The sequence below is a fragment of the Phytohabitans sp. LJ34 genome (assembly GCF_052068095.1).
In the GTDB taxonomy this organism is placed as follows: domain Bacteria; phylum Actinomycetota; class Actinomycetes; order Mycobacteriales; family Micromonosporaceae; genus Phytohabitans.
On sequence record NZ_JBQHDG010000040.1, the window covers coordinates 1 to 17722 of the forward strand.

20 protein-coding genes are annotated in these 17722 nt (G+C 73.3%); 13 read left to right on the plus strand and 7 right to left on the minus strand.

The window, feature by feature from the left end; translation table 11 throughout:
• Window positions 1-700 precede the first annotated feature (700 nt).
• Window positions 701-1303 carry a response regulator transcription factor gene (locus ACTMTJ_RS43340; protein ID WP_441224686.1) on the minus strand — a complete coding sequence of 201 codons (603 nt, stop codon included), beginning with the start codon at window positions 1301-1303 and terminating at the stop codon, window positions 701-703.
• Window positions 1300-2445 carry a sensor histidine kinase gene (locus ACTMTJ_RS43345; protein ID WP_441224688.1) on the minus strand — a complete coding sequence of 382 codons (1146 nt, stop codon included), beginning with the start codon at window positions 2443-2445 and terminating at the stop codon, window positions 1300-1302. The genes ACTMTJ_RS43340 and ACTMTJ_RS43345 overlap by 4 nt, the downstream gene beginning before the upstream one ends.
• 145 nt (window positions 2446-2590) lie before the next feature.
• Between ACTMTJ_RS43345 and ACTMTJ_RS43350 the strand changes: the two genes are divergently transcribed.
• The 3 genes from ACTMTJ_RS43350 (at window position 2591) to ACTMTJ_RS43360 (ending at window position 4665) form a co-directional block, all read left to right on the plus strand.
• Window positions 2591-2995 (plus strand): hypothetical protein, encoded by a 405-nt coding sequence (locus ACTMTJ_RS43350; protein WP_441224690.1) that lies wholly within the window; start codon window positions 2591-2593, stop codon window positions 2993-2995.
• Entirely contained in the window at window positions 2992-3558 is a 567-nt protein-coding gene (locus tag ACTMTJ_RS43355) for a hypothetical protein (RefSeq protein WP_441224692.1), read from the plus strand. The genes ACTMTJ_RS43350 and ACTMTJ_RS43355 overlap by 4 nt, the downstream gene beginning before the upstream one ends.
• Window positions 3559-3675: 117 nt before the next feature.
• On the plus strand, window positions 3676-4665 hold the full coding sequence (locus ACTMTJ_RS43360; RefSeq protein WP_441224693.1) for a cellulose binding domain-containing protein: 990 nt from the start codon (window positions 3676-3678) through the stop codon (window positions 4663-4665).
• A gap of 117 nt (window positions 4666-4782) precedes the next feature.
• On the opposite strand, the gene ACTMTJ_RS43365 is transcribed toward ACTMTJ_RS43360, so the two are convergent.
• On the minus strand, window positions 4783-5718 hold the full coding sequence (locus ACTMTJ_RS43365; RefSeq protein WP_441224695.1) for an aldo/keto reductase: 936 nt from the start codon (window positions 5716-5718) through the stop codon (window positions 4783-4785).
• Between the two features lie 6 nt (window positions 5719-5724).
• Window positions 5725-6135, minus strand: coding sequence for a VOC family protein (locus ACTMTJ_RS43370; protein ID WP_441224697.1), 411 nt, complete (start codon window positions 6133-6135; stop codon window positions 5725-5727).
• Between the two features lie 88 nt (window positions 6136-6223).
• Between ACTMTJ_RS43370 and ACTMTJ_RS43375 the strand changes: the two genes are divergently transcribed.
• Window positions 6224-7264, plus strand: coding sequence for a DNA polymerase IV (locus ACTMTJ_RS43375; RefSeq protein ID WP_441224698.1), 1041 nt, complete (start codon window positions 6224-6226; stop codon window positions 7262-7264).
• Between the two features lie 7 nt (window positions 7265-7271).
• Here ACTMTJ_RS43375 and ACTMTJ_RS43380 read toward each other — a convergent pair whose 3' ends face one another.
• Window positions 7272-8249 (minus strand): phosphotransferase family protein, encoded by a 978-nt coding sequence (locus tag ACTMTJ_RS43380; protein ID WP_441224700.1) that lies wholly within the window; start codon window positions 8247-8249, stop codon window positions 7272-7274.
• A 114-nt stretch (window positions 8250-8363) separates the two neighbouring features.
• On the opposite strand from ACTMTJ_RS43380, the gene ACTMTJ_RS43385 reads away from it, so the two are divergent.
• The 3 genes from ACTMTJ_RS43385 to ACTMTJ_RS43395 all read left to right on the plus strand — a co-directional run bounded on the left by ACTMTJ_RS43385 (window position 8364) and on the right by ACTMTJ_RS43395 (window position 11607).
• The gene (locus ACTMTJ_RS43385; RefSeq protein ID WP_441224702.1) at window positions 8364-9443 is read left to right on the plus strand and encodes a hypothetical protein; all 1080 of its coding nucleotides are present in this window, start codon (window positions 8364-8366) and stop codon (window positions 9441-9443) included.
• Between the two features lie 42 nt (window positions 9444-9485).
• On the plus strand, window positions 9486-10532 hold the full coding sequence (locus tag ACTMTJ_RS43390; protein WP_441224704.1) for a hypothetical protein: 1047 nt from the start codon (window positions 9486-9488) through the stop codon (window positions 10530-10532).
• Window positions 10533-10785: 253 nt separating this feature from the next.
• A complete protein-coding gene (locus ACTMTJ_RS43395) occupies window positions 10786-11607 on the plus strand; it encodes a PHP domain-containing protein (RefSeq protein ID WP_441224705.1) in 822 nt (273 codons plus the stop codon).
• Window positions 11608-12145: 538 nt separating this feature from the next.
• Here ACTMTJ_RS43395 and ACTMTJ_RS43400 read toward each other — a convergent pair.
• On the minus strand, window positions 12146-12778 hold the full coding sequence (locus tag ACTMTJ_RS43400; RefSeq protein WP_441224707.1) for a hypothetical protein: 633 nt from the start codon (window positions 12776-12778) through the stop codon (window positions 12146-12148).
• Window positions 12779-12795: 17 nt separating this feature from the next.
• On the opposite strand from ACTMTJ_RS43400, the gene ACTMTJ_RS43405 reads away from it, so the two are divergent.
• The 3 genes from ACTMTJ_RS43405 to ACTMTJ_RS43415 all read left to right on the plus strand — a co-directional run bounded on the left by ACTMTJ_RS43405 (window position 12796) and on the right by ACTMTJ_RS43415 (window position 14247).
• On the plus strand, window positions 12796-12954 hold the full coding sequence (locus ACTMTJ_RS43405) for a hypothetical protein (RefSeq protein ID WP_441224708.1): 159 nt from the start codon (window positions 12796-12798) through the stop codon (window positions 12952-12954).
• A 452-nt stretch (window positions 12955-13406) separates the two neighbouring features.
• Window positions 13407-13874, plus strand: coding sequence for an Hsp20/alpha crystallin family protein (locus ACTMTJ_RS43410; protein WP_441224710.1), 468 nt, complete (start codon window positions 13407-13409; stop codon window positions 13872-13874).
• Between the two features lie 64 nt (window positions 13875-13938).
• Window positions 13939-14247 (plus strand): MerR family transcriptional regulator, encoded by a 309-nt coding sequence (locus ACTMTJ_RS43415; RefSeq protein ID WP_441224712.1) that lies wholly within the window; start codon window positions 13939-13941, stop codon window positions 14245-14247.
• On the opposite strand, the gene ACTMTJ_RS43420 is transcribed toward ACTMTJ_RS43415, so the two are convergent.
• Entirely contained in the window at window positions 14177-15094 is a 918-nt protein-coding gene (locus ACTMTJ_RS43420; RefSeq protein ID WP_441224714.1) for a DMT family transporter, read from the minus strand. The two genes, ACTMTJ_RS43415 and ACTMTJ_RS43420, sit on opposite strands and share 71 nt — an antisense overlap.
• Before the next feature lie 44 nt (window positions 15095-15138).
• Here ACTMTJ_RS43420 and ACTMTJ_RS43425 point away from each other — a divergent pair, with 44 nt between their 5' ends.
• The 3 genes from ACTMTJ_RS43425 (at window position 15139) to ACTMTJ_RS43435 (ending at window position 17686) form a co-directional block, all read left to right on the plus strand.
• On the plus strand, window positions 15139-16017 hold the full coding sequence (locus ACTMTJ_RS43425; RefSeq protein WP_441224716.1) for a LysR family transcriptional regulator: 879 nt from the start codon (window positions 15139-15141) through the stop codon (window positions 16015-16017).
• Window positions 16018-16107: 90 nt separating this feature from the next.
• On the plus strand, window positions 16108-16458 hold the full coding sequence (locus ACTMTJ_RS43430) for a YciI family protein (RefSeq protein ID WP_441224717.1): 351 nt from the start codon (window positions 16108-16110) through the stop codon (window positions 16456-16458).
• A gap of 7 nt (window positions 16459-16465) precedes the next feature.
• Window positions 16466-17686 (plus strand): RNA polymerase sigma factor, encoded by a 1221-nt coding sequence (locus tag ACTMTJ_RS43435; RefSeq protein WP_441224719.1) that lies wholly within the window; start codon window positions 16466-16468, stop codon window positions 17684-17686.
• Window positions 17687-17722: the final 36 nt, after the last annotated feature.

Sequence of the window (17722 nt, forward strand, 5' to 3'; positions counted from 1 at the left end):
CCCACGTCCGCGTCAGCTGCGGACCGTATGCTCCCGCGGGCACCGCTCCCGGCCGGCGGCTCGCAGCGCTCGCCGAACCCCCCGGCCGTCCACTGCCGGCTCCGCGGGACAAGCCCGAACGGGTCTATACGGCCCCACCTGACGCCCATCCTGACGCAACGTAACCAGCCAAACGGGCCAGACTTCGAGATCTAGCAGACTTAGGGTTGAAATAGCGCCCAAACTCTCCTAGATCTCGAACCTCGCGCCGCTCACACCCTCGTGGCGGTTACACGCAGCGACGACAACCCCATTGCATTCCCGGATCGCCGATCCGAGAACGGGCATTGTGGACAAACGTGGACCACCGCCTGGCGCGAGCCCCGTCACCCCGCCCCCCTTTTCCTGCCGGCCGGTTGCGCGCAGGGGTGAGCGCGACCAACGGCGGACGGGTGAGGCCGCGGGAGCACAGCAGCTCCGTCCACAGCGCCGAAGTCGACAGGCCATCGGCCGCGAACCCGGGGACGTGGGCTGGCGGCGCGGACCTGGCAGCGGAGGCCGGGGGTTTCGGCGAGCCCCGCGAGCCGCCGGCCGCAGCGGTCTCCGGCGGGAGCAACGGTCCGCCGCTGACCCGGACCCGGGAGACCTGGTTCGAGGAGAACCCCTGACTCCGCAAGGTGTCTAGTGCTGACGCGGAAGGGGCAAATCGCTGTGAAAGGGTCTAGATCCAGCCTTGTTGCCAGGCGTGGTGGGCGGCGGCGTGGCGGGAGCTGGCGCCGAGCTTGGTCATGGCCGACGAGAGGTAGTTGCGGACGGTGCCGGGGGCGAGGTGCACCTGGGCGGCGATCTCCCGCACCGACGCGCCCGTACGGGAGGCGCGGAGGACCTCAAGCTCGCGTTCGCTGAGCGGGCAGGCGTCTTCGGTGAGGGCGGAGGCGGCGATCTCCGGGTCGACGTAGCGCCGGCCGGCCGCGACGTCGCGGATGATCTCGGCGAGGCGGGTGGCCTCGGTGGTCTTCGGCACGAAGCCGCTCACCCCCGCGGCGAGTGCCCGCCGCAGCACGGCCGGCCGGGCGTGGCGGGTGACCAGCACGATCCGGGTGGGCAGCGCGGCCCGGATCTCCTCGGCGGCGCGCAGGCCGTCGGTGGGCGGCATCTCCAGGTCGAGTACCGCGATGTCCGGCCGGTGCTCGGCGGCCAGCCGCACCGCGTCGGTGGAGGTGGACGCCTCCGCGACCACCTCGATGTCGTCTTCCAGGCCGAGCAGTGCGGCCAGCGCGCCGCGCAGCAGGTCTTCGTCGTCGGCGAGCAGCAGGCGGATCACGGCGCACCCACCGGCAGTGTCGCCGCCACCTCGAAGCGGTCGCCCTCGTGCCGCCAGGTCAGGTCGCCGCCGGCCGCGGCCAGCCGGTCGGCGAGGGCCGCGAGGCCGGACGCCTTCCCGGCGGGCGCCACCGCGCCGTCGTTGCGCACGCTGAGCCGCGCGCGGTCGCCGTCCACGCGGTACTCCACGTCGGCGCGTGCCGCCCGGCTGTGCCGCAGCACGTTGGTCGTGGCCTCGCGCATCACCAGCCCCAGCAGGTGGCGGCCGGCGGCGGAGAGGCCGGGCGCGGGCGCGAGGTCCATCCGCGCGTCGATGTCGGCGGCGGCGAGCACCCGGGTGGCATTGGAGATCTCCTCCTCCAGCGTCGTACGGCGATAGCCCTGCACCAGCGCCCGCGTCTCGCGCAGCGCGTCGGCCGCGATCCGCCGCACGTCGCGCATCTCGCCGGCGGCGCGGGCCGGGTCGGCCTCGGCGAGGCGGGCGGCGAGCTCGCTCTTCAGCGCGATGACCTGGAGGTGGTGGCCCTGGACGTCGTGCAGGTCGGCGGCGAAGCGGAGCCGCTCGTCCTTGACCGCCAGCTCGGCTTCGAGCCGCCGCGCCGCGTGCAGCCGGCCGGCCACGTCCCACGCCCACAGCGGCCCGAGCACCGTCCACCCGCTGAAGAGCACCAGGCCCGCGGGGAAGAGCGCCGCGTAGAGCGTGCCGCCGTCGCCGGTCGCCCAGGACACCACCCATCCGGGTACCGCCGCGGCGGCGGCCGCCCCGGCCATCAGCCACCACTGGCCGCGCGGGGGCAGGAACATCGCGCCGATCGCCATCATGACCGCGGGGGCGACGACCCAGCGGCCGTACTCGCCGAAGCCGAGCTCGACCGCGCCCAGCAGCGCCGCGCCCGCTCCCCCGGCGGCCAGCCAGCCGCGCGGCACCGGGGCGGGTGTCGCGGCCAGGCGGCGGTGGAGCAGCACCACGCTCGCGGCGACCGCCACGCCCAGCGCGGCACCGCCGGCGAGTCGCGCCCAGGCCGGCGTGCCCGCCGCCACGAGCCACGCCCCGGCGAAGAGGACGAGCGCGGTCACGACCGCGGCGGCCAGCGTCCACCACGTGTACCGGCGGAGGCTCACCAACCCCGTCCCGTCCACCACGCGGCCATTGTCGCAGCTGGGCGACATGACAAGTGTCATGAGATCACGTGCGGAGAAGCCACTGGACCGGGCGGCCGATGTGCTCCAGTATGGACGGCAGGAGATATACCCCCACGGGGTACCAGTATCTGAAGGAGTCGCTCCGATGAAACGCTTCCTCTGGCACTACGTCGAAATGATCATCGCGATGGCCGCCGGCATGCTCGTGCTGGGCCTGGCCCGCGCCGGCCTCCTGGGGCTGCTTGACGTCGAGCTCTCCAGCGCGACGCAGCCCGAGCTCGCCGCCCTGCTGATGGCCTTCGACATGTCGGTCGGCATGGTCGTCTGGATGCGCTACCGGGGCCACGGCTGGCCCGGCACGCTGGAGATGGTCGCCGTCATGTTCGCGCCGGTGGTGCTCCTCGCGCCATTCACGCTCGCCGGCCTGATGTCCGGCCACGCGCTGATGATGGTCATGCACATCGCGATGCTGCCGCTCATGCTCGCCGTCATGCTCCGCCGCCGCGCCGAGTACACGCACGGCCGCGAGCACGCGGAGCTGGCCCGATGACCGCCGCGACGATCCCGGTTCCGCGACACCGGATGATCCGCGCCCTGGGCCGGCGGTGGCCGACGGCGCTGGGCGTCCTGACGGCCGTGGTGACCCTGGGCGGCGACGTGGCCGACCAGGTGACCGGCCTCGGCGAGACGCTGCTGTTCCTGCCCTGGATCTACCTGGTCGTGGCCCGCTCCGGCCGGCGCGGCCTCTCCTGGCCCGTGCTGATCGCGGTGTTCCCGCTGAGCGTCGTGCTGCGCGTCCTCGACGTGCCGGTGGTCGCGGTGGCGGTGCCGCTCGCGGCGGCGGCCCTCGCGTGGAGCGTCATCGGGCACGTGCCACGCCCCGCCACCGTACGCGTCCAGGCGCTGGGCATGATCGGCTTCGGCGCTCTCGCGCTTGTCGCGCTGGCCGTCGACACCGACCTCGGGCTCTACCTCGTGGCGGCGGGCTGGTTACTCCACGGCGTGTGGGACTTCGTCCACCTCAAGCTCGACCGGGCGGTGGCCCGCTCGTACGCCGAGTGGTGCGGCGTGCTCGACGTGCTGACCGCCGCCTACCTGCTACTGCTGGTCTAGCTCGTGCGCCAGCAACCGCTCCAGGCCGTCGAGGATTCGGGCATCGGCTCTACTTCCGCTCGAGCGCCCCGCACGGACGATGCCGTCGATCGATAAGCATCTCTACGATTCATCGACATGAGACTCTCCACCGCTCCCCTCTCCCGGATCGCCGGCCTCGCCGCGGCGGTCGTCGTGGGTCTGGGAGCGATCACCGTCCTGCCCGCACCGGCACACGCGGCGACCGCGACGTTCGCCAAGGAAAGCCAGTGGTCCACCGGCTACATCGGCAAGATGACCGTCCTCAACAACACCGGCAGCGCGATCACCTCCTGGCGGGTCGAGTTCGACCTGCCGGCCGGCACCACGGTCTGGTCGCACTGGAGCGCCCGCCTGACCCGCTCCGGCGACCGGTACGTCTTCACCAACGAGGCGTGGAACGGCACGCTCGCCGCCGGCGCCTCGACGAGCTTCGGCTGGATGGCGCGGGGCAGCGGCGAGCCGCAGGGCTGCACGGTCAACGGCGCACCCTGCTCCGGCCAGCCGCCCGCCGCCGACGTGACCCCACCCTCCGCCCCCACGAACATCCGCGTCACCGGCAGCAGCCTGCTCACGCTCACCTGGGACCCGTCCACTGACGACACCGGCGTGGTCGGCTACCAGATCTTCCACCGCACCACCCAGGTGGCCACCACGACCACACCGAGCTGGACGACGCCGGTCCCGCCGCCGATGGTCACGACCTACGGGATCCGCGCGGTGGACGCGGCCGGCAACCTCTCGCCGTTCCTGCCGTACCACTTCGGACGGCTGCCGGACACGACACCGCCGACCGCTCCCGCCAACCTGCGCATCACCGGCACCCTGCACCAGAACAACCTCGTCGTGCGGTGGGACCCCGCGACGGACGAGACCTTCCTGACCGGGTACGAGGTCTACCTCAACGGCGCGCTGATCACCAAGACCAGCGGCACCACCGCATACGTGCCGTACCGCGGCTTCGGGACGTACATCGTGCGAGTGCGCGCGTGGGACAGCTCGGACAACTTCGGCCCGTTCGCACAGTCGGGCATCGCGATCGACCCGCCCCCACCCACGACCCCGCCGGTGTCGCCACCGGCCCGCTGACGCGGCTTGACGGACGTGGCGTTCACCCTCCGGCGGTGGACGCCACGTCCGAGTAGCCTTCCTCCCCGTGCACGACGACGAGCCGACGCTCCACATGCCCTCCCCTGGCTCTGCCCCTCAGCGGGCGTCGATCAGGCCCGCGGCGCGCAGGTCGGACCAGACGGCCGGCGGCACCGGCGCGGCGAACGACGCGAGGTTGTGCCGCACCTCGTCGGCCGAGCGCATGCCCACCACGACCCCGGCCACCGACGGATGGGTCAGCGGAAACGCCATCGCCGCCTGGGGCAGCGTCACCCCGTGCGCCTCGCAGACGTCGGCGATGAGGTTGGCCCGCCGCAGCAGGTCGGCTGACGCCGGCGAGTAGTCGAAGCGCGCGCCCTCGGCCGGCCGCGGCGTGGCGAGTACACCGGAGTTGAAGATGGCGGCGGCGAGCAGCGACACCCCGCGCTCGGCGCAGGCCGGCAGCAGGGTGTCGAGGGCGGACTGGTCGAGCAGCGTGTACCGCCCGGCCAGCATGACCACGTCGACGTCGGTCTCGCGGACCAGCGTGGTCAGCTTCGCGGTGTCGTGCATGCCGGCGCCGATCGCGCGCACCACACCCTCGGCACGCAGCTCGGCCAGCGCCGGATAGCCGTCACGGAGCGCCTCGTCGAAGTGGGACTCGGCGTCGTGCAGGTACAGCACATCGACGCGGTCGAGGCCCATCCGGCCGAGCGACTCTTCGAGGCTGCGCCGCACGCCGTCGCGGCTGAAGTCCCAGACCCGGCGGTGGGTGGCCGGCACCGCGAAGTCGTCGTCCTGGCGCCCCGCCGGATCCTGCGGCACCAGCAGCCGCCCGACCTTGGTGGAGACGGTGAACTCCCCGGGCGGGCAGCCGCGCAGGAACGCGCCGATCCGCCGCTCGGAGTGGCCGATGCCGTAGTGCGGGGCGGTGTCGAAGTAGCGGACACCGCCCTCCCACGCGGCGGCGAGCGCACCGGCGGCCGTCTCGTCGTCCAACGGCGCGAACAGCCCGCCGAGCGGCCCGCCGCCGAAGCCGAGCGGTGAGAACACCTAACCTCAGCCCTGTGACGCGGTGATGTTGACGAGCCAGGAGATGCCGAACTTGTCGATGCACTGGCCGAACTCGTCGCCCCACACCTGCTTTTCCATCGGCATGGTGATCGTGCCGCCGTCGGAGAGCTTGTTCCAGTACCCGTGCAGGTCGTCACCGTCGTCGCCGCTGACGCTGATCGTGATGTTGTTGCCGGCGTCGACCTGCCACTCGGGCGTGGTGTCGGCGGCCATCAGCGTGAACCCGCGCGGGGTCTCCAGCTGGCCGTGCATGATCTTGTCGGCGACGGCCGCGTCGCCGCCGAACTCGCCGAACGTGTTGATCCGCAGCTCGCCGCCGAAGACGTCCTTGTAGAACTCCAGCGCCTGCCGCGCGGTGCCGTCGAAGTTGATGTACGGGTTGAGCCGAGAAGCCATCGTTCGCTCCAATGCGAAGGAGGACTGGACCTGTGCAGGCTAGCCCCGATCGTCCGACGACGGGAATGAACCGCCGTATCGTGACCATGTGTCGGCACGTTGGTGGCTGTTGCACGTCGACCTCGACCAGTTCGTGGCGGCGGTCGAGCTGTTGCGCCGCCCGGAGCTGCGCGGTCGCCCGGTGGTCGTCGGTGGCGGCGGCGACCCCACCCAGCCGCGGCAGGTCGTCGCGACCGCGTCCTACGAGGCGCGGGCACACGGCGTCCACTCCGGCATGCCGTTGCGCGCGGCGGCCCGCCGCTGCCCCGACGCGGTCTTCCTCCCCTCCGACCCGCCCGCGTACGAGGCGGCGTCCGCGCGGGTGATGGCGGCGCTGCGCGGCTTCCCGGTGCGGGTCGAGGTGTACGGCTGGGACGAGGCGTTCGTCGGCGCCGAGGTGGACGACCCGCTGGCGCTCGCCGCCGAGCTCCAGAAAGCCGTCTTCGACGCCACCGGCCTGACCTGCGCCATCGGCGTGGGCGACAACAAGAACACCGCCAAGATCGCGGCGCGCTTCGGCAAGCCGGGCGGCGTCTTCCAGCTGACGTCCGCCAACTGGATGGCGGTGATGGGCGAGCGCCCGGCCGCCGAGCTGTGGGGCGTCGGCCCGAAGACCGCGAAGAAACTCACCGAGCTGGGCCTGCACACCGTCGCCGACCTGGCCGCCGCCGACCCGGAGCCGCTGCTCGCGCGGTTCGGGCCGCGGATCGCCACCTGGTTGCGCGTGATCGCGCGGGGCGGCGGCGACACCGAGGTCGTGACCGAGCCGTGGGTGGCCCGCTCGCGCAGCCGGGAGACCACGTTTCCGCGCGACCTCACCGACCCCGACCAGATCGCCGGCAACGTGGCGGCGCTCGCCCGCGAGCTCGGCGCCGACGTGGTGGCCGACGGGCGGCGGGTCACGCACGTGGCGGTGAAGGTGCGGTTCGCGTCGTTCTACACCCCGACCCGGGAGATGAAGCTGCGCGACGGCGCTACGACCGACCTCGACGTCATCGAACGGGCCGCGCTCACGGTGCTGGAGAAGTTTCGCCTGGACCGACCGGTGCGCCTGCTCGGCGTGCGCGCCGACCTCGAAATGGACCCGTAGGTTCGGGCTACGGCGCGGCACCCGCCTGCGCGGCCAGGATCTCCCACGTGGCGTCGTCGTCCGCGTCGCCCGCGTGCGGCGCCCGAAAGCGGCTCGCCGCCGCGGCCAGGTCGGCCACCTCCCACCGCAGCCGGAAGAGCTCGACCATGCGCGGCCGCGGCACCACGCCGGTCGCCTCCGCGTACGCGGCCAGGATCGACCCGTCGCCCGGGTCGAGGTGCCACAGGTCGCGTTCGGGCGCCGCGCGCAGCACCGTGTCCCAGTCGATCAGCCGCCACCCGCGCGGCGTGCGGATCGTGTTGCCCGGGTGCGGCTCGCCGTGGGTGAGCACCGCCCGCGCCGGGTCGGCCTCGGCGGCCAGCGCGTCGTAGCGCGCGAGCATGTCGCGCACCCGGTGCGGGCGCGCGGCCAGCAGGTCGCGCATCGGCCGCGCGTACGGGCCGCCGTCGGGCACGTCACCCGCCAGCGCCGCCTCCAGGTCGGCACGGCCGGGCACGCGCAGGTCGTCCACCGCCGCCACCTCACCCGCCGCCGGCGGCGCGCCGTGAAGAGCCACCACCATTTCGAGTACCGACTGGCGGTGCCCGACCGCCCCGAACTCCCCCCACCCGAAACTCTGCCCGTCGACGAACTCGTAGAGCGCCACGGAAAACCGGCTGTCCACCCGCGACAGCGGTGCACCCTCCACTGTGGCCACCGGCGCGACCACGAAGTCCAGCCCGTGCGCGCGCAACGCGACCGCGGTGGCGAGTGAGGCGCGGAGCCGCGCGTACGCCCGGTCCAGTGGCTCGCCCGGCGCGGCCCGCTTGGTGTGCAGGTCGTCCACCGTCACGAACCACCGGGTGCCGCCGCCGTCGACGAGCTCCCAGTGGTGGCTGCCGAAGCCGACCGGCCGGTATACGAGCGAGCCGGCCGCCAGCCCCCAGCCCGCCGCGAGCGCGTACGCGAGCCGCTCCTCGGGCAGCTCCCGCGGCGGCGTGTTCACTCCGGCTCTCCCATCGGGCCGCGACGGTACAACGCCGGCCGCCGGTCGCGCATCCGAGTTCCGCGGGAACCGCCGGCGGTCGGGCGGCCTCTTCCCGATGTGAGAACGTTCAGCATGACCGTGGCCGCCGGCGCGCCCAGCCGTCCTCACACGACGTACCGCACCGACCTGGTGACCGCGCTGCTCAGCGGGTGGTTCACGGTCGGGCTGCTGCTCGACGCCTGGGCCCACAACAACGTGCCCGAGCTGGAGACCTTCTTCACGCCGTGGCACGCGGTCTTCTACTGGGGCTTCGTCGCCACCGCCGCGTGGATCGCGTGGACCTGCCGCCGCGCGCTCCGCTCCGGCCGCCCCGACCTGGCCGCGCTGCCGGCCGGATACCCGCCGGCGGTGTTCGCCGTGGCCGGCTTCGCGGTGGCCGGGATCGCCGACTTCACCTGGCACTCCGCGTTCGGCATCGAGCAGGACATCGACATCCTCTTCAGCCCCAGCCACCTCGGCCTGGCCGCCGCCATGCTCGTCATCGTCACCACGCCGCTGCGCGCCGCCTGGGCCGCCACGGACGCGCCGCCCGCGCCGGGCCTGCGCCGGCTGCTGCCCGCCGTGCTCTCGGTCGCCTTCGCCGGCACGCTGGTGCTGCTCTTCCTCCAGTACGCCAACGCGTTCTCGTACCTCGCCTCGGATGTCGTGTTCGGACTGTCCAATCTCGACGAATCCTGGACCGCCGAGCTGGTCTCCGCGATCCTGGTGACAAACCTCGTGCTGGTCGTGCCGCTGCTCGCGCTCGCCCGGCGCTGGGTGGTGCCGCCGGGCGCCGCCACGATCCTGTTCGCCTGCGCCGGCGGCCTCTCCGCCGCGGTGACCGGCTTCGCGAACACCGCGCTGGTGCTCGGCCTCGTCGGCGCCGGCGCCGCCGTCGACCTGCTCGCCGCCTGGCTGCGCCCCGGCCCGGAGCGCCCGGTGCGGGTCCGCGTGTTCGCCGCGCTCGCCCCGCTGGTCATCTGGAGCGTGTACCTCGTGACCGCGTACGTGGCCAGCGGCCGGCCCCGCTTTATCGGCCCGGACGGCACGGCGGCGGAGACGGCCGGGCTGGTCGAGCTGTACGCCGGCCTGCCGGTCGTCCAGTCGCTCCTCGCGCTGGTGGTGGCCCTGGCGCTGACCGCCCGGCCACCGGTGGTGGTGGCGACTCGCTAGGTTCGGGGGCCGGATGTCCGGCCCACCCCCGAAGGAGTAGCGATGTCCCAGCCGCCCGTCGCCGTCGCCGCACCGTTCGCGCCGCCTCCCCCGGCACGGCCGCCGGCCCGGTCCCGAGGGCTCCTCGCGCACGTGGGCTGGGAGGCGATCCTGTTGCTCCTGGTCCTGGTCACGGCCGCCGTGGTGGCCGCCACCGGCACGCTCTTCCGCGGCGGCTCGCCGTGGAACACCCTCGGCGCCACCGGCCTGCTCGCCACCGCGTTCGCCCTGTCGCTGCGCACCGCCACCCCCAACCTCGCGGTCGGCGCGATCGCCGTCCTGACCGGCGCCACCTACGCCAAGCTGACCCAGGAGGACGTCGCGGCCGTGCTGGCGGCCGTCGTCGCGGTGCTCGTCGCGCTCGTCGTCGGCCTCGTGCTCGGCCTGGTCTCCGGCCTCACCTCGGCGCCCGCCTGGGCGGTGACGCTCGGCGGCATGGCGGTGGCGCAGGCCGTCGTGTTCGCGCTCCTCGACGGGCAGACGTTGCGCGTCGCCGGCACCCCTGGCGGCACCGGCAGATCGATCCTCTGGACGCTGGTCTTCGTCGCCGTCTCGGTGGGCGGTGGCGTGCTGTGGCAGATCCCCGCCGTCCGCGCGGCACTCGGCGCCAACCGGGTGCAGGACGACCCGGTCCGCTTCCGGAGCGCCAAGCTGATGGGCGCGCTGGCCGGCCTCGGTGGGTCCAGCCTGCTCGCCGGCCTGAGCGGTGTGGTGCTCGTGACCTACCTCGGCGCCGCCTCACCGGTCGGCGGCGACAACCTTCTCATCGCGGTCGGCGCGGCCCTGCTCGGCGGCGTGAGCGCCTTCGGCGGGCGCGGCGGCATCGCCGGCACCGTCCTCGCCACGGCGCTGCTGGTCTTCGCCAACAGCGGCCTGATCCAGAACGATGCCCCGCGCTGGGTCACGTTCTACCTGCCCGCCGCGCTCGCCATCCTGGTCGGCGTCGTGGTGAGCCGGCTGATCGAGGCGATCTCCGGCCCGTACACGGCCGTGCCCGGGCTCGCCCCGCCACCGCCGCCGGCGCCGGGCTGGGTGCCGCCACAGCGCTGACCTGCGATCATCAAGAGGTCATGCCGCTGCGAAACAGGGTGACGCCCGAGGGCGAGATCATCGCGAACCCCGCACGCGGGCTCATGATGGGCAACCGCGGCTGCGCCCACCTCCGGACACGCGCGTCGAGCTGCTCACTCCGCCGGCGATCGTGGCCGTCCTCGGCGCCGGCTACCGCCCACTCCTGCACCCGAGTGCCAGCTCAGTCACATGATCTTGGGCGATCCCCGCCCTGGCTGGCAGACTCGGAGGCGTGCTGCCCGCCGACAACCACGTGCATTCGGAGTGGTCGTTCGACACGGGTCCACAGTCTTCGATGGATAAGGCGTGCGCCCGAGCCGTCGCGCTCGGCGTGCCCGCGGTCGCGTTCACCGAGCACCTGGAGTTCACCGACTGGCTCGACGGCGACGCCATCGCCGCCGACGCGCTCCAGCTGGGCTGGTGGTCACTGATCCGGCCGATCGACGTCACCGGCTACCTGGCGAGCGTCGAAGAATGCCGCGGCCGCTACCCCGACCTGCGCATCCGCACCGGCGTGGAGGCCGGCGAAGCGCATCTGTTCGGGGCGAGCGTGGCCCGCGTGCTGGCGAGCGGCCCGTTCGAGCGCGTGCTCGGCTCACTGCACGCCATCCCGTACGAAGGCCGGCTGGTCGCGCCGGACAAGCTCTTCGGCACGCTCGGCACGGGCGGTGTGATGCGGCATTACTTCGCCGAGATGGTCCGCATGATCAAAGACAGCGACGCCTTCGAGGTGCTCGCCCACCTGGACTACCCCCGCCGCTACTGGCCCGCGGACGCCCCGCCCTACCGCGAGGCCGACTACGAGGAGGAGTACCGCGCGGTGCTCCGCGCCCTGGCCGGCTCCGACCGCGTCCTGGAAGTCAACACCCGCAGCCCGATGGCCTCCGCCGACCTGCTCCGCTGGTGGCGCGAGGAGGGCGGCCGCGCCATCTCCTTCGGCAGCGACGCCCACCTGCCTTGGATCGTGGGTGACAAGTTCGACGTGGCGGTAGACGTGGCCGCGGCGGCCGGCTTCACCCACGGCCGCGACGCCCACGACTTCTGGCGCCGCTAGCCACGACGCCAAGCTCCCGGCAACCGTCTCCATCTCGGAGTCGGAGTGTCTCGTGTGCGGGCTTCGCACGATGGCCGCGGCTTGGGGGTGGCTGGCCGTGGTGGTCATGATCGGCGGATCGCCGGCCCACCTTCCCACTGTTTGGGGATGTGGCTCGGCATATGGGCGGCGTCATGACAGCGTCAGTGACGTAACGTCAGCGGGCCCGGGTGAGAACTTCGAGATCTAGGACGGTTAGGGTTGATATGGCGCCCTAACTCTCCAAGATCTCGAATCTTGGGCCGCGCGCACGGCGGCGGCGGTTACTCATGGCGACGAATTCCTTGTTGCGATCTCGCCGCCTGTTCGGCAACAGGCATTGTGGACAAACAACGCCGCACCGCGCGCGGGCCGCGCGTCCACGGAGGCACAGAGGTGACCGCGACCAGCAGCGGACGGGTGAGGCCGCGGGAGCGTACGGTCCGCAGGCGGCGCGGACGGGGGCAAGTCCGCTCTATCACGTCATGACGGGCGGTGATGCCCCCGATATGGCCGCGGGCTAGTCGGTGGGGATGTCGACGGAGATCTCGGTGCCGAGGGCGAAGCCGCCGGAAAGGGCCAGGTCGTCGCCGCTCCAGAAGCGGCCCGGGTCGTACCAGTTGGGGTCGCGGCCGGCCGGGAGCAGGCCCATGGCCTCGTAGGTGACGGCGACGACCTCGGCGCAGTAAGCGCTCTCCAGGCCCTCCTGCCGGAGGCGGCGGGAGCGGAGCGGCACCCGGCCGCGGGCCCAGCGCCAGGCCAGATGGGCGCTGGACGGAAAGGGTGTGCCGTCGAGCCGGGCGACGGTGCGCAGCACGGCGTCTTCCTGCGCGCGGCTGGGTGGCGGCTCGAGCTGGCGCAGCCAGGCGCGCTGGCCGTAGCGGCGAGCCCACACCAGGACCGCGGCGCGCAGGTCGTGGAGCTGGACGCCGCGGTGGTGGCCGCCGGACCACAGGTCGGGCAGCGCCTTGCCGAGCTCGGCGTGCCACATCATCGGCGGCATGTCTTCGATGACCACGGCCATGCCGACGTGGTTGACCGGGCTGTTGGTGGTCACCTGGATCGCGCGGTCGGCCCCCGAGCGGCCGCGAAACAGCCACAGGTCGCCGGTGCGCGTCAGGTCGACGGCTTGGTCCAGACCGAGGCTTGGCACGGCATTACCCTAGGCGCATGCGTTGGTGGAAGGTAGTCGGGCTCGCCGCGTTCGTCGGAGTCGCCGCGACCGGGGTGGCGGTCGCGCGGGCCGAGCGGCGCCGCCGTGCGTACACGCCGGAGGAGATCCGCGGGCGGCTGCGTGACCGGGTCGCGCGGTCCACTGAGGAGCCCTGATCGCGGGCAAGTTCGACCTGTCGCTGGAGTCGACGATCGGCCTCGCGCCCGCGCTCGCGGTCGGCCTCGTCATCCCGGCCGCCAGCAACGGCCTCGGCACCGACCTGCCGGTGGCGCTCGCGATCCCGCTCTGCCTGCTGACCGGGTTGGCGATCGGCGCGCTCAACGGGCTGCTGGTCGCGCGGGCAGGACTTGCGACGCGGGCCGGGCAGCGCAGGCGGGGGGTTTCGGCGAGCGCTGCGAGCCGCCCGCCGCGGCGGTCTCCGGCGGGAGCGGCGGTCCGCGGCTGACGCGAACCCGGGAAACCTGTCTCGAGCGGACCCCGACTCCTCAGGTCTCTAGTCCCCCCGACTCCTGCCCGTGGGGTTGAAATCTGCAACCACGGGTATAGAATTCTTGCGTTGGCCAGATCAAAGCCTGGTTCACCGAAGTCTCTTGGAGGTGTGTTGGTCATGCTTCTGCGTTTCGATCCGTTCCGTGACTTCGACCGGCTCGCCGGCGAGATGCTCGGCGCCGCGCGCACGCCGGCGCCCATGCCGATGGACTGCCTGCGGGTGGGTGACCGGTTCGTCGTCCGCTTCGACCTTCCCGGCATCGACGCCGACTCGCTCGACGTCTCAGCGGAAAACAACACGCTGACCGTGCGGGCCGAGCGACGCCGCAGCGATCCCGAGGACGCGGCCTACCTGGTGTCCGAGCGCCCCTCGGGGGTGTATAGCCGGCAGCTCGTCCTGGGCGACGGCCTCGCGGTGGACAGCATCGAGGCCGACTACAGCGACGGCGTGCTGACGCTGACCATCCCGCTCGCCGAGCAGGCCAAGCCGCGCAAGATCGAGATCAGCCGCTCCGGCGGTTCGTCGATCGGATCGCACGACGGGCACAAGATGATCGCCGGCGAGAGCACGCGGGCGGCGTCCTGACGCTCATGTCATCCGGTGGCCCGGCCAGTTTGGACCGGGCCACCGCCCATCGGAGGAGGTGGCGATGGCCGGACCGACGAGGCTGGGTGATGCCGACTTCCCCGGGTTCGCGATGGGGGCGGCGGCGGAGGCGCTCGGCGTGACGCCAGCGTTTCTGCGCGCGGCCGAGGCGGCGGGGCTCTTCGCGGCGCACCGGTCGAGCGGCGGCCACCGGCGCTACAGCCGAGACGACCTCCAGCGGGCCGACCGGGCGCGGCAGCTCGTCGACGACGGCGCGCGCCTCAACGACGCCGTGCGCATCGTCAGCTTGGAGTACCAGCTCGCGGCCGCTCAGGCGATGATCGAGATCCTGCGCCGTGACTCAGGCGGGTGAGCGAGACCGCGAGCAGCACCACGGCCATGCCCGCCAGGACGCGCGGGCCCAGCCGTTCGTCGAGCACCGCGGCGCCCAGCGCGACCGACACCACCGGCAGCAGGTAGCCGACCGTCGCCGCGCTCGTGGCCCCCTCGTCGGCGACGAGGCGGTAGCTCAGGTAGAAGGTGACACCGGTGCCGAAGACACCGAGCACTGCCACGGCCGCCAGACCCGTGGCGTCGGCGTGCGGGGCGCCGGCCACGGGTAGGGCGACCGCGCTCCAGCCGGTCGCGGCGATGAGCTGGGCCGCGGACAGCGCGATCGGCGCCGTGTCACGGCCGGTCAGCCACCGTCCCATGTAGACGAAGCCCACCCCGTAGCTCGCGGCGGCGACCAGCAGCGCCAGGGCGCCCCAGGAGACCCGTACGTGCCACGGCGCGAAGATGAGCAGCACGCCGCCGAAGCCGAGCAGCAGCCCACCCGCGCGGGCCGCCGAGAAGCGTTCGACGCCGGCCGCCAGCCCGATCAGCAGTGTCCACAAGGGAGTGGTCGCGTTCAGCACGCCGGCCAGTCCGGAGTCGACCGTCCGCTCGCCCACCGCGAAGAGGGCGAACGGCAGCGCGTTGCAGAACAGGGCCGCCACCGCCAGCCGGCGCCAGACGGTGGCCGAGCGCGGAAGGCGCTGCCGTGCCACCAGGGCCAGGCCGACGAGCACGGCCGCGCCCAGCACGCACCGGGTGATGGTGATCTGCACGGGCGTCAGCCCGTGGTTGAGCGCCACCTTGATCCACAGGAAGCCCGAGCCCCAGAGCAGGGCGAGCACGCCGATCCGTACCACTCCCCCACCGTGCCGCCCACCATCCATCAGGACAAGTGAAAGTTCGGGCACCTATCGTTAAGCTGAGCTACATGCTCGACGTTCGCCGGATGCAGGTCCTCCGCGCCGTGGTCACCAGCGGCTCGGTCACCGCCGCCGCCACCAACCTCGGCTACACCCCGTCCGCGGTCAGCCAGCAGGTCGCCGCGCTGGAGCGGCAGGCCGGCACGGCGCTGCTGGAGCGGGTCGGCCGGGGCGTGCGCCCGACGGCGGCCGGGCGGCTGCTGACCGAGGCCGCCGGCACGATCAGCGAGCGGGTCGCCGAGGCCGAGACCGCGCTGGCCGACCTGCGGGCCGGGCGCACCGGGCGGCTCGTCGTGCGCTACTTCGCCACCGCCGGCGCCGCGCTCGTGCCGGCGGCGCTGGCCCGCTTCCGGCGCGAGCACCCGGCCGTGGCCGTCGACCTGCGCCTGTCCGACCCGGACGACCCGCTGCCGGCGGTGGAGCGCGGCGAGGCCGACCTGGCGATCGTGGTGCGACCGGGGACCCGGACCGGCATCCACCTCACCCACCTGCTCGACGACCCGTACCGCGCGGTGCTCCCCAAGGGCCACCCGCTCGCCGCCAAGCGGGTGCTCGACCTGGCCGACCTCGCCGCCGAGCCGTGGGTCGACTGCGAGGGGCCAGCCGGCCCGTGCCGCGAGATCGTGCGCGACGCGTGCGCGGCCGCCGGGTTCACGCCGGGCGTCGCGGTGGAGAGCGACGACTACGCGACCGCGCAGGGCTTCGTGGCCGCCGGCCTCGGCGTCGCGCTCATGCCGGAGACCGGGCTGGGCAACCGCCACCCGTCGGTGGTCGCCCGCCGCCTCCGCCACCCCGAGCCGTCGCGGTCCATCTACGCCGCGGTACGCGAGTCCGCGCTGGACCAGCCGGCCCTCCGCGCCCTGGTGGCGGCGCTCGCGAAAAAATGATCCGCGGGATTGTCCAGAACCGGCGGAGGCCGTTCGTCCCTAGAGTGGAAGCCGGCGAGCGGCGCCGGCACCGACCTTGAGGAGCGAGCAATGCCCAAATACGTCGCACTCATCTACTCGCACGACGTCGACTGGACCCAGCCGGAGTTCGCCGAGGTGACGAAGGAGTACAACGAGTTCGGCGAGGCGGCCGCCGCGGTGCTGCGGGGCGGCGAGGTGCTGTACCCGACGACCAGCGCCACCACCGTCCGCGTGCCCGCCGGCAAGGGTGGCGACGCGGTCACCACCGACGGGCCGTACGCGGAGACGAAGGAGGCCCTGACCGGCTTCTACATCCTGGAGTGCGCCGACCTCGACGAGGCGGTGGCGACCGCCGCGAAGATCCCGGCGGCCTGGGACGGCGCCGTCGAGGTGCGGCCGGTGCTCGAGTTCGGCGAGTAGGGCGCGGATGCCGACCGGTGACGCGGTCGCGCGGCTGGTCCGCGAGGAGGGCACCCGCGTCCTCGCCACGCTCGCGCGCGTCACCGGCAGCATCGACCTCGCCGAAGACGCGGCGCAGGACGCCGTCGTGCGGGCACTGGAGACGTGGCCGCGCGACGGCGTACCCGACAACCCCCGCGCCTGGCTGCTGGTCACGGCCAAGCGGCGGGCCGTCGACATCATCCGCCGGGAGGCGCGGCGGGCCGGGAAGGAGGCCGAGGCGACGATGTTCTTCGAGCCCGAGGCCGACCCGCCCGAGGTGGTCCGCGACGACCTGCTGCGGCTGGTGTTCACCTGCTGCCATCCGGCGCTGTCGCTGGAGGCGCAGGTGGCACTCGCGCTGCGCACCCTCGGCGGGCTCTCCACGGCCGAGGTCGCGCGCGGCCTGCTGGTGCCCGAGGCGACGATGGCCAAGCGCCTCACCCGCGCCAAGCAGAAGATCGCGCAGGCGGGCATCCCCTACCGGGTGCCGCCGGCCGAGCAGCTGCCCGCCCGCCTGACCGGGGTAGCCACCACCATCTACCTGATCTTCAACGAGGGGTACGCGGCCGGCGCCGGCGCCGACCTCGTGCGGGTCGCCCTGACCGGCGAGGCGGTGCGGCTGGCCCGCCTGCTCGCCGAGCTGATGCCCGACGAGCCGACCGCGCTGGGCCTGCTCGCGCTGCTGTTGCTGCACGACGCGCGGCGCGGCGCCCGCCTCGACGGCGCGGGCGCGCAGGTGCTGCTCGCCGACCAGGACCGCGCGCGGTGGGACCAGGAGGCCATCAAGGAAGGGGTCGAGCTGGTCGGCCGGGCGCTGCGCCGCACACCCGACCGGCCCGACGGGTACGTGGTGCAGGCCGCCATCGCCGCCTGTCACGCGCTCGCGCCCAGCTACGCCGAGACCAACTGGGACGCCGTCATCTCCTGGTACGACGTGCTTCTCGCCCTGCGCGACAGCCCGGTCGTGCGCCTCAACCGCGCGGTGGCGGTGGCCGAACGCGACGGCGCGGCCGCCGGGCTCACGCTCGTCGACGGCATCACCGGCCTCGACGGCTACCCGTGGTGGCACGCCACGCGCGCCGAGCTGCTCCGCCGCGACGGCCGGCCGGACGCGGCGAAAGTGGCCTACGAGCAGGCGATCGCGCTCGGCCTGAGCGAGCCCCAACTCGCCCACCTGCGCCGCCGCCTGACCGAGCTGCCCCGGTGAGCCGCGGCCCCGATTCGAACACATGTGCGATGGGGT

Coding starts and splice junctions, on each gene's coding strand:
- ACTMTJ_RS43350 (WP_441224690.1), top strand. CDS start 2,591: ATGAAACGCTTCCTCTGGCACTACGTCGAAATGATCATCGCGATGGCC.
- ACTMTJ_RS43355 (WP_441224692.1), top strand. CDS start 2,992: ATGACCGCCGCGACGATCCCGGTTCCGCGACACCGGATGATCCGCGCC.
- ACTMTJ_RS43360 (WP_441224693.1), top strand. CDS start 3,676: ATGAGACTCTCCACCGCTCCCCTCTCCCGGATCGCCGGCCTCGCCGCG.
- ACTMTJ_RS43370 (WP_441224697.1), bottom strand. CDS start 6,135: ATGGCTTCTCGGCTCAACCCGTACATCAACTTCGACGGCACCGCGCGG.
- ACTMTJ_RS43385 (WP_441224702.1), top strand. CDS start 8,364: ATGACCGTGGCCGCCGGCGCGCCCAGCCGTCCTCACACGACGTACCGC.
- ACTMTJ_RS43390 (WP_441224704.1), top strand. CDS start 9,486: ATGTCCCAGCCGCCCGTCGCCGTCGCCGCACCGTTCGCGCCGCCTCCC.
- ACTMTJ_RS43405 (WP_441224708.1), top strand. CDS start 12,796: ATGCGTTGGTGGAAGGTAGTCGGGCTCGCCGCGTTCGTCGGAGTCGCC.
- ACTMTJ_RS43410 (WP_441224710.1), top strand. CDS start 13,407: ATGCTTCTGCGTTTCGATCCGTTCCGTGACTTCGACCGGCTCGCCGGC.
- ACTMTJ_RS43415 (WP_441224712.1), top strand. CDS start 13,939: ATGGCCGGACCGACGAGGCTGGGTGATGCCGACTTCCCCGGGTTCGCG.
- ACTMTJ_RS43420 (WP_441224714.1), bottom strand. CDS start 15,094: ATGGATGGTGGGCGGCACGGTGGGGGAGTGGTACGGATCGGCGTGCTC.
- ACTMTJ_RS43425 (WP_441224716.1), top strand. CDS start 15,139: ATGCTCGACGTTCGCCGGATGCAGGTCCTCCGCGCCGTGGTCACCAGC.
- ACTMTJ_RS43430 (WP_441224717.1), top strand. CDS start 16,108: ATGCCCAAATACGTCGCACTCATCTACTCGCACGACGTCGACTGGACC.
- ACTMTJ_RS43435 (WP_441224719.1), top strand. CDS start 16,466: ATGCCGACCGGTGACGCGGTCGCGCGGCTGGTCCGCGAGGAGGGCACC.